General features: G+C 43.7%; 11 protein-coding genes and 4 tRNA genes. 8 read left to right on the top strand and 7 right to left on the bottom strand.

Annotated features, from left to right (window positions below; translation table 11 throughout):
• Positions 1-2 precede the first annotated feature (2 nt).
• Positions 3-1,094 (bottom strand): putative NPN-dependent ornithine cyclodeaminase, encoded by a 1,092-nt coding sequence (locus FCL46_RS21645; protein WP_136808950.1) that lies wholly within the window; start codon positions 1,092-1,094, stop codon positions 3-5.
• A gap of 248 nt (positions 1,095-1,342) precedes the next feature.
• On the opposite strand from FCL46_RS21645, the gene FCL46_RS21640 reads away from it, so the two are divergent.
• Together FCL46_RS21640 and FCL46_RS21635 are read left to right on the top strand one after the other, a co-directional pair.
• A complete protein-coding gene (locus FCL46_RS21640) occupies positions 1,343-1,537 on the top strand; it encodes a hypothetical protein (RefSeq protein ID WP_136808951.1) in 195 nt (64 codons plus the stop codon).
• 127 nt (positions 1,538-1,664) lie between these two features.
• Entirely contained in the window at positions 1,665-3,839 is a 2,175-nt protein-coding gene (locus FCL46_RS21635; protein ID WP_136808952.1) for an alpha/beta fold hydrolase, read from the top strand.
• A 1-nt stretch (position 3,840) separates the two neighbouring features.
• Here the strand turns inward: FCL46_RS21635 and FCL46_RS21630 are convergent, their stop codons facing one another.
• Positions 3,841-5,637 (bottom strand): AMP-dependent synthetase/ligase, encoded by a 1,797-nt coding sequence (locus FCL46_RS21630; RefSeq protein ID WP_136808953.1) that lies wholly within the window; start codon positions 5,635-5,637, stop codon positions 3,841-3,843.
• 288 nt (positions 5,638-5,925) lie between these two features.
• Here FCL46_RS21630 and FCL46_RS21625 point away from each other — a divergent pair, with 288 nt between their 5' ends.
• The 4 genes from FCL46_RS21625 (at position 5,926) to FCL46_RS21610 (ending at position 8,537) form a co-directional block, all read left to right on the top strand.
• The gene (locus FCL46_RS21625) at positions 5,926-7,080 is read left to right on the top strand and encodes an aminotransferase class V-fold PLP-dependent enzyme (RefSeq protein WP_136808954.1); all 1,155 of its coding nucleotides are present in this window, start codon (positions 5,926-5,928) and stop codon (positions 7,078-7,080) included.
• Between the two features lie 194 nt (positions 7,081-7,274).
• Positions 7,275-8,120, top strand: coding sequence for a hypothetical protein (locus FCL46_RS21620; protein WP_136808955.1), 846 nt, complete (start codon positions 7,275-7,277; stop codon positions 8,118-8,120).
• 216 nt (positions 8,121-8,336) lie between these two features.
• Positions 8,337-8,412: transfer RNA gene (locus tag FCL46_RS21615), tRNA-Asn, on the top strand.
• A gap of 47 nt (positions 8,413-8,459) precedes the next feature.
• Positions 8,460-8,537 (top strand) — tRNA-Pro (locus FCL46_RS21610).
• A gap of 192 nt (positions 8,538-8,729) precedes the next feature.
• Here FCL46_RS21610 and FCL46_RS21605 read toward each other — a convergent pair.
• From FCL46_RS21605 to FCL46_RS21595, 3 genes are all read right to left on the bottom strand, one after another.
• Positions 8,730-9,680, bottom strand: a complete 951-nt coding sequence (locus FCL46_RS21605; protein ID WP_136808956.1) for a DNA integrity scanning protein DisA nucleotide-binding domain protein — start codon at positions 9,678-9,680, stop codon at positions 8,730-8,732.
• A gap of 550 nt (positions 9,681-10,230) precedes the next feature.
• Positions 10,231-11,697 carry a protoporphyrinogen/coproporphyrinogen oxidase gene (locus FCL46_RS21600; protein ID WP_136808957.1) on the bottom strand — a complete coding sequence of 489 codons (1,467 nt, stop codon included), beginning with the start codon at positions 11,695-11,697 and terminating at the stop codon, positions 10,231-10,233.
• A 107-nt stretch (positions 11,698-11,804) separates the two neighbouring features.
• Entirely contained in the window at positions 11,805-13,334 is a 1,530-nt protein-coding gene (locus FCL46_RS21595; protein ID WP_136808958.1) for a sensor domain-containing diguanylate cyclase, read from the bottom strand.
• 567 nt (positions 13,335-13,901) lie between these two features.
• Here FCL46_RS21595 and FCL46_RS21590 point away from each other — a divergent pair.
• Positions 13,902-13,977, top strand: a tRNA-Asn gene (locus FCL46_RS21590).
• A gap of 48 nt (positions 13,978-14,025) precedes the next feature.
• Positions 14,026-14,103: transfer RNA gene (locus FCL46_RS21585), tRNA-Pro, on the top strand.
• A 238-nt stretch (positions 14,104-14,341) separates the two neighbouring features.
• On the opposite strand, the gene FCL46_RS21580 is transcribed toward FCL46_RS21585, so the two are convergent.
• Positions 14,342-14,485 (bottom strand): hypothetical protein, encoded by a 144-nt coding sequence (locus FCL46_RS21580; protein ID WP_153307132.1) that lies wholly within the window; start codon positions 14,483-14,485, stop codon positions 14,342-14,344.
• Positions 14,486-14,540: 55 nt separating this feature from the next.
• Positions 14,541-14,969, bottom strand: a complete 429-nt coding sequence (locus FCL46_RS21575; protein WP_136808959.1) for an Hsp20/alpha crystallin family protein — start codon at positions 14,967-14,969, stop codon at positions 14,541-14,543.
• Positions 14,970-18,273: the final 3,304 nt, after the last annotated feature.

Raw genomic sequence — 18,273 nt, 5'->3', positions numbered from 1 at the left:
ATTTACCAGGCTGATAAATGATTCCAGAGATTGACGATAAAGTCCTGCACGTTGGTCAGTATCGCCTGGGCCTGTGCCGAACCACGATTTGCGAGCTTGTCGGCACTGAACTCTGACATATCTACAATATAAAAATAAACAGGGCGGATGGACCCGTCAGCCTCTATCCTGTAACTTGGTGTCATATTTCCAAAAGCAATAGAGTGAAGCTGGGTCGCCATGGTGATGACTATCGTCGCTTTTCGTGCGTGATCCCGCATGCGGTTCTGGGCTTCATATACGTTGCTGATGATTTCGGGTAACGGGCCGTCATCACGGATTGAACCAGCAAGAACGTATGGGATTCCCTTTTTTTCGCAGGCGTACATGATGCCATCTTTGATATTTAATATTTCAATAGCCTTCTTGATTGAACCGGCTTTTCGGACTTCGTTCAGTATATCGAGATGATTATAATGGCCTAGCGGCTGCAGGGCCTGGCTGTAAATATTCTGGCCAAGGCCAGTGCCGAAATGAGCGGCCTCGATATCATGGGTGGCAAGGGCATTTCCGGCCATGAGTGCATGACAATACCCATTTTCTATCAAGCCCTGCATGGCATCACGACTATCTTTGTCAAAGGCTACAGCGGGGCCGAGAACCCAGACGATATGTCCATGGTCTTTGTCATGCTTAAGGATTTCATAAAGGTTATCGTATGAATGAGAAAATGGTGTCTCGCGGGTGCCCCGTGAACGGAAGGTGAATTTATCTTCGCTTTCAACTTTATCGCTGAAACAGTTGTTATGTACAAAAATCCCTTCTTCTCCGTTTTCGGTTCTGCCGATAACTACCATATCACCTTTCTTTAAGCGTCGGGCCTCAGTAACTTCCAGTTCACCATCTTTATATACCAGCACTGCATCCATACGGCCTTCGGGGCCGAGTTTCCACTCTCCAGATTCAAGCTTCACATATTCTGGAAAGTTGGAAGTGGCATGATATTTTTCAGGTGCTATGCCGTCTGCTGGGGTCGATTCCATTTTTGCTGCCGGGGCATCAGTAAAACGCTTGTCATTGAAGTCAGGAGTATTGTACGAAAGGTTGAGAGCCATCTGTTTACCTCGGAGTGTAGGTTGCTGGTAAATGCAAAAATCCTGATACATATTCATTGAGATTACAGGGAGAAGAGTAATTTTACAAGTAAAGGCGCGATCGCAGCCTGGCTAGATTTTGTGTTTGGATACACATAGGTCTGGAACATGCCTGAATATTTACTGCGTTTAGGTATAAAATATCACGTGTTCAGCTGTAGTATGTTGTTGATGAAAGTCATGGCCCTGTCAGGTTAAAAAGCAAGATTGTGTTGCTGGTTATAGAACTCAGGGGGGATTGCCCAATAAGGTTGCCTGATATCGTTATTGAAAAAACTGTCGATCATCCTGGTGTTATTGATATTATGGATAAGCCACTAAGTCGCGCAACCCTGGTCAGGATGGTGAGAAAATATCTTGATGACGCGGCACGAAGGAGAGAACGGAAAAAGCGTGAGAGCTGATCTGGCGTAGTTGTGTTAACCAATTATTCCCGGCTTTGATTAAGAGTCTTGACCTGACAGTGGGGGCTGTATACACTTATGATATAACATAGTTTTTCAGCTGGATTGAATTTAGCACGGACATTCTATGAACCGATCCGCATATCTTACTACAGGCCTGGCCATTAAAGCTCTCGCCAACATGACAAAAGCTGATGTCGTGATCCACGGGCGTGAGAACATTCCCAACGGACCGATCATATTTGTTATTAACCACTTTACCCGCCTTGAAACCGTTCTTCTGCCATATCATATCTACAAACTGACTAATCTCCCAGTCTGGTCGCTTGCGCACTCAAGTCTTTTTCAGGGTGGACTCGGGACCTTTTTTGATATGGTCGGCGCCATCTCCACTACTGATCCGAAACGTGATGAATTGATTGTCCGCAGTCTGCTGACCGGTGAGGCAAACTGGATCATTTTCCCAGAGGGAAGTATGGTCAAGACCAAGGAGATCATGCATCGCGGCAAATATATGGTCAACTCTCCCAAGGGGCTGCGTAAGCCGCACACCGGTGCTGCTTCACTTGCGCTGCGAACGGAATTGTTCCGCAGATACCTGCTGCACAAAGGTGCGGGCAGTCAGGATGGCGCCAGGAGTATGCTGGATTTTCTGAATATCGAAACCCTTGACCAGGTGGGCGAGGCGAGCACCAGTATTGTGCCGGTTAACCTTACCTATTATCCAATCCGGGCTAAAGAGAATGTTCTTTCCAATCTTGCCGCCAAGTTGGTGAAGGATATCCCGGAACGCATGGTTGAGGAGATCATGACCGAAGGTACCATGTTGCTCTCGGGTGTCGATATCAGTGTTCGATTTGGTGAACCAATTGCGATTGCGCCCTACTTTGAGCGCGAGAAAATCAAAAGGGTGTTGGGTAAACAGGAGGTGTCGGGTTTCCTCATGTCGCCAGAGTTAAAAGATATCATGATGAAACTTGGCGAAGATATCATGCAACAGTATATGGCTGATATCTACTCCATGACAACGGTTAACCATGAACATTTATTCGCCTCATTTTTGCGGATGCATCCCTGGAAAAAGATTTGTGAAACGGAACTGAAAGAACGGGTGTTTCTGGCGGCAAATAAAATCAGTGATATGGATCAGGAAAATCTTTGTCTCCATAAGTCACTTTTAAAACCGCAGGGCCACTTGTTTACCGATGACAGATATAAAAAATTTCATAACTTCCTCCAGCTTGCATTGGATAAAGGGATACTTAAACGATCTGATGATGGGTGTCTCCTGCTCGATAGATCGCTGCTCTCGACCCCTGTAAATTTTCATCGAGGCAGAATCGATAATCCTATTGAGGTTATGGCTAATGAAGTTGAGCCGCTCGCATGGATACGTAAAGTTTTGATCTCCATTGCTCTTCAGCCACGGCCGATACTGCGTCTGTATCTGGCAAAGTATCTTCACAAACAAGAGAAGAGGAGGTACGAAAAAGACTATGAGGCGTATGGATACGGAGATGATCTTGAACGGAAGAGTTTTGGTAAACCCTTTCTGCTACCGGGTTATAGGAGAAAGATAGGGGTAGTTCTTGTTCATAGCTATCTAGCAGCACCTGAAGAGGTCAAGAGTCTGGCACATCATCTCTGGCAAAGCGGTGTGTGGATTTATGCGCCCCGTCTGCCTGGGCATGGCACATCATCGAAGGATCTTGCTCGGCACACGCAGGAAGAATGGCTTGAGGCTGTTGAAAATGCCTATGTTATGATGAGCAGTATCTGCGAAAAAGTGGTACTTGCGGGTGTTTCGATCGGGGCCAGTCTGGCGCTTGATGTTGCATCGAGAGCTCCAAATGTTGCCGGTGTCATCGCGATTTGTCCACCATTGAAATTGCAGGATTATTCTCATAATTTTATGCCGGCTATTGATGTGTGGAACAGGGTTGTGAAGAAAATACGGAGAACTGATAGTGATCCGTTTTTCGAGTTTGTTGCGGATAACCCGCATGTTAACTATCGGCGTAATCCTTTTGCCGGTATTCGCGAAGTCGGGAGGTTACTGGAAAGTGTAGAGGGACGTCTGTCAAAAGTAGAGGTGCCGGCGTTGATTATCCAGGCAGACAATGATCCGATAGTGAATGTGAAAAGTGGACGAAAGGTTTTCCAGAGGATTGGAAGCAAAGATAAGCAATACAGCCTGTTTAATTTTGACCGGCACGTTATCATTAATGGTGACGGTGCCGGTCGGGTGCACCGTAATATCAGCAATTTCATAAAACACCTGCTGACTAAGGTAACATCATAGGTTAGATAGAGTAGATCTTATCAATTTCTCCCTGCAGAAGACTTAATACTGACTTGCGGCGGATTTTGAGTGTAGGGGTCAACAAGCCTTCTTCCACAGTCCACGGTTCAAGGGTCAGCACAGCGTGTTTGATAAAGGCATAACCCGGCATGTTGTGCATCAGTTTTTCTACCCTGTCAAGTATTGCTTTTTCTACTTCTTCCTTGTTCAGTGAGGCTGGATCAGGCGAAACACCAAGTTCTTCAGCCAGTCTTTGCCAACGCTCTTTTGCCAGTACGGCCACTAATACGAGATAGGGCTTTCCTTCGCCAACCACCATTGATTGTTCAAAGAGCGGGTCGATGGAAATGGCCTGTTCAACTTCGTTTGGAGATACTTTTTCTCCGTTACTCAGTACAATGACCTCTTTTAGTCTGCCGGTTATTCGGATATGCCCGTCAATGAGTGCGGCTATATCTCCTGTATGCAGCCAGCCATCACCATCTATAACCTTTGCAGTTGCTTCAGGATTGTTCCAGTACCCCTTCATTACACAATTGCCCCGAACGAGCAGTTCATTATGTTTGCCAAGCATAACTTCTACACCGGGAATTGGGACACCGACGCCGTTCGGCTCGTTATTTTCGATACGGTTAACGCTTATTATAGGGCTGGTTTCCGTCAGCCCGAATCCCTGATAAATAGGAAGGCCGAGGCCAATGAAAACCTTGGCAATTTCAGGTGAGAGCGGAGCTCCGCCGCTTATGACTATTCGGAGTTTTCCGCCAAGTTTTGCCTGGATTTTTTTAGCCACTATCCTGTCCAGCAAAGGTTTGAGCAGCTGTGATGGACACCACGCAGTGCGTTTTTGGCTATGCAGAAACTGCTGCCATCCTACAGTGACAGAAGCATTAAAGAGTTTTTGCATAATAGCTGGTTTGTTACGGATTTTTTCCATCATTCCATTATGAATTCGCTCAAAAATTCTGGGTACAGCCACCAGTATAGTCGGTCTGATGGTCACCAGATCTTCAGCAAGTTCCGGGATTGAACGGGCAAAGGCAACTGATGCCCCAGCCATCATCGGAAGGTAGTATCCCACTGTGCGTTCCAGCATGTGTGAGAGCGGGAGGAAGGATAAAAAGGTGTCATGCTGGAAAATGTCCATGCATTGTAAGCCTGAGAAGGCATTACCGATGATGTTTCTATGGCTGAGCATAACCCCTTTTGGAGTGCCTGTGGTGCCTGAAGTGTAAACTATTGTTGCAGTGTCATCCGGAGACCCGTAATGATTCTTGTCTATGTCCGGTTCGTCAGGGATCCAATCGGAAATACAGGTGATGCGCGGATCTTCTTTAATTGCCTGGCAAAAATCAATTGTAACAATACGCTGAAGCCCGCTTAGCCTGTTAAAGACCGGTTCAAGATGCTCCCAGCATGTAACTCCCGGACAGAGAAATACTTTAGCACTGGTATCTTCAAGAATGTAGGCGACATTTTCGGGGCGATCATTTACATACAAAGGAACGACGATAAGCCCCTGCGCATGTGCTGCCATATCGAAATATACCCACTCCGGGCAGTTGGGCAGCATGATCGCAACCCTTGAACCTGGATCCAGATTTTCATTTTTTAAGGCGGTACTCCAGAGATTTACTTTTTGCTGTATACGTTCCCAGGTGAGAGTATACCATTCGCCTGTTATCTTGTTGCAATGTCGGTAGGCGATGCTGTCTGGTGATCTAAGTGCCCGCTCATGCAGGAGTTTGGATAGTGTTGGAGCTGCTTCAGGGGTAATGATGTCGAGTGTTGATTTCATCCTGGTTCTCCTCTACCGTTCAGGCCTGCTGCCTTCTATCCGGTCGTTATTGATAAAGGGGAGTATGGTTGCAGCTCCTGATATCTTGCCAAAACCATTGCCATGGAGCAATTCCTGAGGTTTATCTACTGTAAGTATACAATAAGCAGGAAATTATGAGTTGCATCATAACCGCTGAATAGTAATCATTATTCCTTAACATTTTCCTAGCGTATTGTTACCCCTTAGTTATACATTACTGAATTCAAGAGTGTAAAAACAATAGGTCTTTTTTTTCAGGAGAGATAAATGATAGATAAGTGCAGTTCTCTGTTTAAAAATATGAACAAAAAAGTGTTCTTAGGTCATTGTGCAATCTCACCGCTCTTTTCAGGTTCGCTGAAAGCTATAGAGGATTTTTCTGTAAACATGGCGGAAAATGGTGTGATTGGTTTGTTGAGTAATCTTGATCTGTTACCGAAATTTCATACAAGCGCTGCCAGGCTGATGAAAACTCAGCCTGAAAATATTTCCTTTGTTCAGAATACTGCAACGGCCATGTCCATGATAGCAGGGGGATATCCGTTTGAGCCGGGCGACCAGATTATCAGCTATCAACATGAATATCCGAGTAATCATTATCCATGGGTTATACAGAGAAGCCGTGGCGTTGAACTTGTTCTGCTCTCAGATGTTGCACAATCCGGCGAAGATACTCCTGAGGGCTGGTCATTTGAAGAACTCGAAGAGGTGGTGAGCGAGCGTACGCGAGTTGTGGCTATCAGTCATGTGCAGTTTGCTTCAGGCTTTGCTGCCGATCTTGCTCGCCTGGGAGCGTTCTGTAAAGAGCGAAATATTGACCTGATAGTTGATTGTGCCCAGAGCCTTGGCTGTTTGCCTGTCTATCCTGAAGAATATAATATAGCAGCTGTTGCTTCATCCGGTTGGAAGTGGCTTATGGGGCCGTTTGGAGCCGGTGTTATGTACACCAGTCAGGGCTTTCGTTCGAAGTTGAGCCTGACTATGGGGGGGCCGGGAATGATGAAGCAGGGGCTGAATTACCTCGATCACACGTGGGACCCACATACCGACGGGAGAATGTTTGAGTTCTCAGCGGCGCCATGGGATCATATTGCTGCTCTTGATGCTGTGATTTCTCAGGTTTTTCTGAAAAACAGTATGGAAGATATCAGGGATGAAATTTTCCGCTTACAAGACATTTTTCTTGACCAGCTGGACACCGATCTGGTGAGCTATCAACTTCCGCCAGCAGAGAATCGTTCGGGAATTATTACCATGAAGATCAGTAAAGATCCGCAGCACATCATGAAGGAGATGTATGAACGTGGGGTGGTCATTACAGGTCCCACTGGTGTTCTCAGGTTGGCCCCGCATTTTTACATGAAGGATGAGCAGATGGTAAAGGCCGCCAGCACCCTCAATAACGTTCTTTCAGCGTCTTGAAAAAAACATGAAATTCATCAATTACATAAATATAACCTGTTAATAGGGATTCAGCTAAAGCAACACGTGGATTGTAATGATTTGTTAAGAACCTCAGAGTATGAGGGAATCGTTGATACTACTCGAGTTACTAAAATTTTCGTTATCTGTTTCTGGATATTTGATTCTAATTTATTAAAACACTGGAGGTTGAAATGACGCTGAAAAAACTGGGTGTACTTTTTGCGCTTGTCCTGCTGTTGCCTGTTGTAGCCCATGCAAAAAAAGGCTTGTATCCCTGGGAAATGAAGATGCCGTTCAAGAGTGCGACTATTGCATACACGATAAACGGTATGGAAGAGGGGCAGGAGACTGTGTACATAAAAGATTGGGGGAAACGTACCGCCACACATAATAGTACGGTGACCAATGTGATGGGTATGCGCATGGAGAATAAAACCATTGTCATTGAAGACCCGGATTATATATACGATTTTGATTTAACCGAGGGCACGGGTAGTCGGGCCACTAATCCGATTAAGTATGCAAAAGAGGAATATGAGAAACTCTCGGCTGCAGAAAAGAAGCAGATGGATATCAATACAAAAAATCTTGGGGTTGATCTGCTGGGCGGGGTGCCTGATATAGTCGAAGAAAATGTAACGAAGATCCTTGGTCGTAAATGTGACAGAACGCAGATAATGGGGGCAACCGTTTATACTGATCATGAGTCAGGTATTCCCTTAAAGAGTGAAACTGAGATGATGGGTGTTAAGATCAGCAGCGTTGCTACGTCGTTTAAAGAGGGAAATGTTGATGATGCGTATTTTGCATTCCCAGCAGGTATAAAACCTATTCATGATCATGAGGCTGATGCTATGGCCAGTCAGATGATGAAGCAGACAATCAGCTGGCTTAAAGATCCTGAAGCGGCAAGCAAAAAATCACAGATGCAGTTACGTGCCGGAGCAATGTCTGCCGACGGAGAGGACCCGGCGGAGCTTGAAGAGGCAATGAGGCAGGCCCAGAAGATGATGGAAGCAATGCTCAATAATAAGTAAATTTGAATTTTGAGCCACTCCGGACTGTGTTGTGAGATAATAAAAGCAGAAATTTTTTTTCAGGGACGTTGATTTTCCATGTGTTTTCACCGTATCATTGAAAAGTGTAAAATATGTGGTAGAAAATCGTTGACACTACCCCGTCATCCGTTTATATTCTCGCGCTACAAGATTTGGACATGAAGATAAACATTGTTCTTCACTTGAATCTTTTAATCCTCGGTAGCTCAGCTGGTAGAGCAGGTGGCTGTTAACCACCTTGTCGGCGGTTCGAATCCGTCCCGGGGAGCCAATACATACCATTTCGATTTAACAGGTCGGGATGTTCGTTTGATACGTCGGGGCGTAGCGCAGCCTGGTTAGCGCGCCTGCCTTGGGAGCAGGAGGCCGTAGGTTCGAATCCTACCGCCCCGACCATCAAATTATAAAAAAGGCCGATCACTGATACAGTGATCGGCCTTTTTGCTTTTTGATCTCATCTGCTTATTTGGGACTATATCTGTCTGTGTAGTGTGAAAATGAGCTTTGGAGTTTGAGTATAGCAGTCTCTCCTGAAATCATTATTTTCAATGAGATTGGAGACTTTTTCTTGAAAGGGAAGGTTCCTTATCAAGGATTGAGGGTAAGAACTGCAGATCCTTTTGAGAAGACTGTTACAATAGAAGACGACTCTGATAAGGTAATGGCCAGCGCATCTATTGAGGAAGTGAAAGCGGCCGCGGACGTATGTCTGGCGCCTAACCCACGGGGGCGTTTAAGAGTATTACTTGTTGGTGGGCGGATATACACTCCTGCCCTCTCAAATGTCCCTTCATTGTTGACAACAAAAGCACCGTCAAGAGCAGCAAATTCTCTTATGGTCTCAAAAAAGTCTTCATTATGCATGTTTCTGAATTCTTCGGGGTGACCAGCAAAGGGATTGAGGATCATTTGTTCATAGTGTTCGCTAAATGAATGCGGGTTTCCAAGAACAAACATCGTGCCGATATTTTTTCCTTCTCGTCCCTCTTTTGCAAGGCGTAAAACGATATCAAGAAGCTTGATGAATTGCTTGGAAAGAAGCAGGTCTTTGGGGATACTCTCGTAATTGTGTTGTTTGAACCACTTATTATCACGTTTCAGGTTCGTTATCAGTAAATTGTCCAGCCTGAGCGACCCAACAAGGCCGGCCATACATAAGACAGTTTCATCTATTTCTACTTTATCGCTGAGTGTGGCAATTAATAAACCAAGTTGAAATTGTTCGGATCTGGACAGGTCATGATGCGGAAGAGTGAGAATATCACACGAATCGCGAAAATCCTCATGTATGTCGTGTGTGCGTTGCGATAAGAATATTATCTTTTCATGTTTTTTGGATTTGAGGATATACCTCTGATCCTGAACAGACTCAGCGTAAACGAGAATTGTTGAAATGCCTAGCTCGCGCGCCATCTCAAAACTGTGCCTGACGAGCAGTCTGGACTCACGATTTTCGGATACCTTTTTAGGTTTTCCTTTGTCGTTCATGCTGTTCTGTTTAACACTGGGATGGCTGTCCGGGACTGGTCTTTTTTTCAAACTGGTGTTTCCTTAAATGGTGGTCACGATGTTAACCGCAATGTGGGGTTGTTCCGCTTCCAGTTCAAATTTTGCTGGAGATTTATAGCCATTATGCGAATGTATTCTTCGCCTATTATAATATGCTTCTAAATACGTAGACTATGCGTGTTACGCTTGTCTTGGTCTGTAAATCGCTCATAACAAATTATCTGAGTGTCTCAACAATTCCCTTTGCGACTCATGCTTCGAACACAACCGTGCGCAGCAAGCAAATTCTGAAATCGATATTGTCATATTACCCACTACGATCGCTATCTACCCAAAGACATTTTTTAGGTAGAGGGTGCCACAGAGCTCTGTTAAATGAGTGGAATGACGCCTGAGAGAATAACGTAAATCCCAGCTAACAACAATACGAGAAAACATATCCATAAATACAGTTAAATAATGCCATTTCCGGCCGACCTTAAAATACCTGACATCACTTACCCCGGACTTTTCCTGGATGTGAAATTCAAAATTGCCGATTCACAATAGTTGGAACAATCGGTTACGGATTGAGTTCACATTAATCTTCCAGCCAATCCTTTACCCTCTCTGCTGCAAGCTGGCCGGATGAAGCAGCAGCCTCAAAGGTAGGATAAATCATATAGTCACCAGCAAAAAAGAGGCCTTCGCCGGTGATCGCATGCAGTCTGGTCATTCGCTGGTAACTGCCGGGTGTCATGACAGGGTAGGCATAGGGATGTCGTGTTATATTAAAGTCTTTTACACGATTTGATGAGCCTGGAAGAAGAGTGTCGAGCTCGGTCAAGACCCTTTTCATGAGTTCCTTATCCGTCATGTTGAGTAAGGATTTATCTTTATAGGAGAATGGAGCCGCATAGATGAGGGTGATTGAGGTTTCATGGTTGCGTGATTTTTCATGGTAATGTCGTGAAATCCAGGTGGCATCGTAGATGTCTGTGAAAATGAGTCCGTCAGGTACTGCCAGATCAAAACCAGTATTAAATATCGGTTCCTCACTGAACAACGCTATTGTTATGTAGGGAGCATAGTTTACGCTCTTCAGAAGTTTGCGTTGTTCGTCGCTCAGTATGTTTTCTGCAAGTTTCAGGGTAATAGGGGAGGGGGTGGCGAGGATGACCGATTCTGCCAGGTAGGTTCTTCGTGAACCGTCTGTCTGGATGCCGGTTACTGCAAAGATGTCTTCTTCCCGCTTGACCTCAACCACTGTGGTTCCGGTTCGCAGCCGGTTGCCAAGATGGTTGGCCAGGGCCAGGGGAATCTCTGCTATGCCACGATCAAACGAATACATTTCAGTAGAATTGGTGCTGTTAGCAAATTCTTCCGCCAAAGTATTTTCTTCGTCTATTTCTTCGAATCCCTCAAAATCAAAAGCTATTTCAGGGATTGCGCTCAGAGCAGAAATCTCGTCGCTGCCAGCACCGAACAACCCTCTGAAGGTAACATTGTAGATTTCGCTGTAAATTGGTGAAAAATGATTTTCTTGAAACCATTGACTGGCGGTGATGTCATCGAGCCTCTTAAGCTCTTTACTGAGTTCAAGGTCGGGGATATCGTCATACTTCTCATACACTGTCAGAGTCTGTCGGGCAAATCGGTTGAGTTCAGAGGCACTGCTTTTCTTTACCAGAAGTTGTGCCTTACCGTAATCCCCGAAGTACATTTTCCCTTCTGATAGGATGACATCGGCAGGAGCTGGGATTTCCCGGAGGCGAAGACTAAATTTTGAAATGATCTCTTTGAGCGGGCCTTCCGGTGTGCCGAGATATTCCGCACCCTTTGCATAGTATAGCCCCTTGTATTGGCCAGAAGTGGCACGGCCTCCAGCTTGTTGCTCTTTTTCCAGAAGTAGAAGATCGTAATCGTCAAGATAGAAGGCTGCGGTGAGGCCGGCAATCCCACCGCCGACAATGATCACGTCATAGGTTTTAGTGTGATTGTCTGCTGCAAGTGTCGGGACAGAGAAAATCAGAACGGAGAGGAGAAGAGTAATTTTTGTTGTTAGCATAAAGTCACCAAATCTCAAAATAGGGAAAGCCCTGATGCGTGCCACGTATAGCTTTTTATTTTTATCAAAGCATATATTGGCTACCGCTGGCTGAATAAACCTGGATATTACCTTTCAGTATAGTCATTTATGGGCGCCATGTTTTTCTGATTGACAATATTCGGGCAGTTCTGTGCGAATATTGCCCGGTTTCTCCCCATATCCTTTGCCTGGTAGAGTGCAGCGTCTGCCGCTGCCATAATAGTTTCAACGGTAGTGCCGTTGGCCGGTCCAAAAGCAATTCCAAGGCTAATCCCGATTTGTGCATGCTCACCATTTTCTATTTCTATCGGCAGGCGAATATCAGTAATAATCCGGGAAGTGCAGTCTTTAAGGCGGGAGTGATCAACACAATCGACTAAAAGGATGGCAAATTCATCCCCACCGATCCGTGCAACCAGACCAGCTAATCCAACTACCTGCATGAGTCGATCTGCCACAGTTTTTATTACAGTGTCTCCTGCGGCATGGCCAAGGGTGTCGTTCACCTGCTTGAATCTGTCCAGGTCACATTGGATGAGAGTGAATGGCGTGTCTGTTTGATTCTGAACAGCAGTCTCAAGTGCCCGGTTGAACTGCAACCGATTGGCAAGGCCTGAAAGATTGTCGTGCATTGCAAGGTAGAAATTATGCTCCTCGCTGGCTGCCAGCGAAATGGTCAGATTGCCTATTTTCCGTGCTATAGCAAAGGCGACTACTGAAAGCAAAATGCCGAGCAGGATGATAACAGGGATAACGGTATGCCAGATCTGCTGGCCTGGCATTGTGCTGTTCCAGGAAAAGAAACCGAGCTGTTCTCCTGTGATTGAATGTACCTGATGCAGGGAATGCTCTGGCAAAGAAGGTTGTAGCCGTAAAAATTGCAAATCAGAAAATGAGAGTTGATTGTTGAGGTCGCTAATGAGCTTTGGTCCTAGTTGCAGTGCTGACAGGAGGACAACGGGGTTGCCTTCCGGTAGGGAATAAGCACCGTCATCCGGAACTATCGCCATTGCACTTAGCATGACGACGTGGTCATCAAGCAATATATAGCCATGGGCTACGTCCGGTTCAGATTCAGTGTTTGCAATACGTCCCTTGTTATAGCCGCTCTCGACAATAGTTCTATATTTGAAAAAACTGTTTCGAGCCTTTTCGACAACCTGATATAGCGGTTCGGTTGGTAGTAATTTTCTGGTGTTGAATTGAACATTATCCTCGAAAGATTCAACCAGGACAGTGTTAGTCGGGCCAATGATCCAATTATAGTCAAGACCGAAATCGAACCAGAGCGAATCTATGAACTCGTCGGTGATAAAGTCCCGATCGATGTTTTGACTGATCTTTAAAACCGATTTGTCCCAGCGAGCGAGACTTAACTGATCCCGAGCCATTAAGGCAAATGTGTTTTTGAGTGCAATGCCCAGCAGGAATTTTTGATTGAATATAGCCTGTCTGTCGGCTTCTCTGGATGCTACGAGACCTGTAAAGGCAAGGGATATAGAGGTTAGAACAATCAGGACTGAAGTGAGCAGGGAAGCCAGGCGAGCAATATGCCCTTTAGAAAAACGGTCTGTATTGTCATTGTAGCGACTTCTAAAGGCAGTGGAGTATTTCAATTCGTAACCGGTGATCTTTCCCTCATCAAGTGGTGGGATTGAGTGTACGTAATGGAAGAACGGCTATCCACGAGATGGGGTGCGTGTATTGAATGATTTGAGCTTATCTGTTCAAACTACGTATTACAATTTTTTTCATTCGAATGCGTTCTCTCTCGATATTAAGGACTACGTTAAACAGTCGACATGGAAACAACAAGTGGTTGTCTTGAAGACGGGACTACGTCAGTTTGTGCTTTCTCACGTTGATTTCGTAAGAATTTAACGTTTGTTCGGTGTCGGTTAATCAGGTTTCGTCGTAATGCTATAGATTTCAGGATATCTGTGTACTGTATTTTGGGAGGTATATCTGGTGGCTTTCTTTGGGGTAAATTGATAGAAAACAGCTGGTTATATTTCTTGAGAGATTCTGCTAATAGCCTTTATTGCAAACAGTAGGTCATAGTTAAAATTAAAAATGCTCAGCTACCTATTGTAAGTCTTGACATCATACCTTCAGCCAGATATATTCTCGCGCTACAAGATTGCATTTAACAGCAAACAATGTTGCTGAATAGAGTCTTTTAATCCTCGGTAGCTCAGCTGGTAGAGCAGGTGGCTGTTAACCACCTTGTCGGCGGTTCGAATCCGTCCCGGGGAGCCAATACATACCATTTCGATTTAACAGGTCGGGATGTTTATTTGATATAGTCGGGGCGTAGCGCAGCCTGGTTAGCGCGCCTGCCTTGGGAGCAGGAGGCCGTAGGTTCGAATCCTACCGCCCCGACCATTCAATTCGTAAAAAAAGCCAATCACTTATAGTGATTGGCTTTTTTTTGCGTTTAACGCCTCTGTTACCTGCTTGCTTTTATTGATAATATCTGTATGTGTGGTGTGAAAGTGAACTCTTGATGCTGGAGAGCATTTTTAACGAACAGATAATATACCTTCGAGATAACTTGAAGAAATCGGGTAATCACTTTAAGGAGATTACCCGATTTTTCTTTACCATGTTTCTTCAGAGGTTTTCACTCTACTATTAGTTGTTTGTCGTGAGGGTTCGTTGGCTCATCGTTTTCATATATATCCACCATAGGAGCTATAACAGGTAGGTCTTGTTGCTTTTCAACCATATTTTCAGTTCTTTTTGTAACTTCCATATCTTTACTCATAGTTTCACCTCCATTAACTCATGATCTAAATAAAGGGGACTCATTAGTTGATAGATTAGTTGATAGTAACCTGTTTAGGTTTTGCAGATTCTGCTTTGGGCAGCACCAGTGTTAACAGGCCATCTTTCAAGACAGCTTCGATCTTGTCAGCATCAACGTCAGCGGCAAGGGTAAAACTACGCGAAAAGGTTGATTGGTCGCGCTCAACCCTATGAATTGTAAATCCTTCAGGAGCATCAGATTGTCGAGTACCGCTTAGTTCGAGGTAGTTACCTTGGACCTTAATACTAAGATCTTCTTTATTCACACCTGGAACCTCTGCAATAACCTGAAATGAATCTCCATTATCATACATGTTAGTTTTAGGGAAGCCGCCTGCAACCCTCGAGCCTGAACCTTCACCATAGGACCTGTCAGAGTTAATTGAACGAAGCAGATTCATTGCGGAAAACATACGATCAATCTCATTCATTCTTGTCCACATAACTGTACCTCCTTTGAGGCTTATTCAATACTCAGTAATCCAAAGAGCCAGAAAGTCATACGACCACTCATTGCGACCAAAATCGGCAGTTAGCAATCCTGTAAGGGACACGTATAAAGAGCGATATAGATATAAATATTGAGCCGCTTATTCCTGAGAGAGATACCACTTTAAGCAAGCTGGGATCTTATAATCGATCTTTTTGCCAGCAAAGGTTTCTTTTCGATAATATGTTTGGTCGATGGGGAGGGGGAATTAGCAAATCATTTAAATCCGAAATGATGCTACCGCAGGTGGTTTCCGTGGAAATATCTCTATCACCCATAAAAGCACAAGTTGGTGGCAATGCCCGTGTTGATCTTCCTTTTCAAGTAACTTGCCCATCATGTCACCGATATTCCAGATACGGCTTTGTGTTCGCGTTGCAATGGTACAGGTATTTTAAGGGGATAGAGGCCTGTGCTCATTAGTTATCCGGTAGGAGTAAGAGATAATCACGTTATTAAAATTGAACTAAATCCTAATGGTACTCATAAGATTTATATGAATGTGATTTTCAAAATCCTTTAGTGGATAAACAAAATGTCTATTTGTGAATAAACTTCAGAAGAGTTTGAGAAAAAGGCCATTCTCGGACACCCTCCTGGTATTTTTTATAGGAAGTTATCTCCTTATAGGAGAATCAAATCAGGTTAGCAATCGATTAGACGATTCTCAGGCGCAACCATCATTGGCTCTATCTCCGTTGAACTCATTGGTTCATAAATTGATCCACGTTCTTCTGTTTACAGTCGGCCACCTGTAAGGTTGAGTGGTGAGGTTAACTGCTTGTTATTATTGTGTTTGGTGGGGAGATGGAGCATTTTCAACGCTGACCATAGCATGAGCATACAGTTGTTCTTGCTTCAGATAGCTGCGACTTATCCTGGTGTTATGTAGATGAGCCTCCTGTTGAATTCTGAGTCGTATTTTGTCTTTGTCGAGTGCTCATCTTATCCTTTTATGAGTTCATAACAGTGGAGTAGCTGAGTGTCTACATTCTAGGGGAGGAGCAATATGCCGTAGTGGTGATCTTGTTAGGCGAAGAGTATATTATTACCTCCCACCTCTGAAAAACACGATAAGGAAAAATCGGGTAATCTCCATAAAAAAATTACCCGATTTTTTCAAGATATCTGACAGGTATATTGTCTGTCATGAAAAATACCCCAACGCATTACCCTTTTAAAATGAAATATCAAATAGAGTGTTGCTATAACAGGTACTTAGGGTTCGCTTGTTTTTTTCCACTAAAAAGGTTGACTTTAAAAATATCTTAGATATATTTGTCGAAAGTTGAGGGCGAAACTTTGTATTAATCCTCATGTAAACTGTAGCCAGCATTCAAGATTTTAGTTTGTTAGCTGAGAAAAATCTGTAAGATTGTAGTAGGACATTTGTACATTTGTAATACGAAACAGTAAGCAAGAAGTTTGTAGGTTTGCAGTACGAAGTAGTAGTAAGAAGTTTGTAGGTTTGTAGTACGAAGTAGTAGCACGAAGTTTGTAGGTTTGTAGTACGAAGTAGTAGTAAGCAGTTTGTAGGTTTGTAGTACGAAGTAGTCGCAGGAAGTTTGTAGGTTTGCAGTACGAAGTAGTAGCAGGAAGTTTGTAGGTTTGCAGTACGAAGTAGTAGCACGAAGTTTGTAAGTTTGCAGTACGAAGTAGTAGCACGAAGTTTGTAAGTTTGTAGTACGAAGTAGTAGTAGGAAGTTTGTAGGTTTGTAGTACGAAGCAGTAGCACGAAGTTTGTAGGTTTGTAGTACGAAGCAGTAGTAGGAAGTTTGTAGGTTTGCAGTACGAAGTAGTAGCACGAAGTTTGTAAGTTTGTAGTACGAAGTAGTAGTAGGAAGTTTGTAGGTTTGTAGTACGAAGTAGTAGCACGAAGTTTGTATGTTTGTAGTACGAAGCAGTAGCACGAAGTTTGTATGTTTGTAGCACGAAGCAGTAGTAAGAAGTTTGTATGTTTGTAGTACGAAGTAGTAGCAGGAAGTTTGTATGTTTGTAGTACGAAGTAGTAGCAGGAAGTTTGTAGGTTTGTAGTACGAAGTAGTAGCACGAAGTTTGTAAGTTTGTAGTACGAAGTAGTAGTAGGAAGTTTGTAGGTTTGTAGTACGAAGTTTGTAGGTTTGTAGTACGAAGTAGTAGCACGAAGTTTGTAGGTTTGCAGTACGAAGTAGTAGCACGAAGTTTGTAAGTTTGTAGTACGAAGTAGTAGTAAGAAGTTTGTAGGTTTGCAGTACGAAGTAGTAGCACGAAGTTTGTATGTTTGTAGTACGAAGTAGTAGTACGAAGTTTGTAGGTTTGTAGTACGAAGTAGTAGCACGAAGTTTGTAGGTTTGCAGTACGAAGTAGTAGTAAGAAGTTTGTATGTTTGTAGCACGAAGCAGTAGTAAGAAGTTTGTATGTTTGTAGCACGAAGCAGTAGTAAGAAGTTTGTATGTTTGTAGTACGAAGTAGTAGCACGAAGTTTGTATGTTTGTAGCACGAAGCAGTAGTAAGCAGTTTGTAGGTTTGTAGTACGAAGTAGTAGTAAGCAGTTTGTAGGTTTGTAGTACGAAGTAGTAGTAAGCAGTTTGTAGGTTTGTAGTACGAAGTAGTAGTAAGCAGTTTGTAGGTTTATAGTACGAAGTAGTAGTAAGCAGTTTGTATGTTTGTAGTACGAAGCAGTAGTAAGAAGTTTGTAGGTTTGCAGTACGAAGTAGTAGCACGAAGTTTGTAGGTTTGTAGTAAGCAGTTTATATGTTTGTAGTACGAAGTAATAGTAAGAAGTTTGTACGTTTGTAACAGGAAACGTTATAGAAACTAAAAGTTGTTTTGAAGAGGGTAATTTAGGAATAATTAGTGACTTTAACTGTAGTGTATACATAAACGAGACAGGATTGAAATTTTCCTGTCTCGTTTTTTTTTAGCCTGCGTGCAAAAAAACAGTCATAATAGGCCTGTTAATCCTAACAGGTAGAAGTGGACTCAACTTCAGGGCTTTTCGTTGTGGCTTTGACAGGTTTGAAACCGCAGCATCCGCAATTTCTTAATCTTATCCTTTTATATGCTGTTATTCATATTGTTCTTTGTTGATTATCTGTAGGTTTCAATATACTTTTTGCCAATTGGAAGCATTTGTAAAAGAATGAAATGGCATATGGGTATCACAATCAACTTCAGCCGACGAGCCCACTTAAGACCTATTCTCAGACTGTCTCTGACTTACGTTCGCTGTATCCTCGAATTTATGCCACCTGTTTCATCTCAAGATTACCTGTTTG

It is taken from the genome of Desulfosediminicola flagellatus, from assembly GCF_005116655.2.
In the GTDB taxonomy this organism is placed as follows: Bacteria; Desulfobacterota; Desulfobulbia; order Desulfobulbales; family Desulfocapsaceae; genus Desulfopila; species Desulfopila flagellata.
Note: the sequence above shows the minus strand (reverse complement) of the source record. Positions and strands in the feature narration are given on the sequence as shown.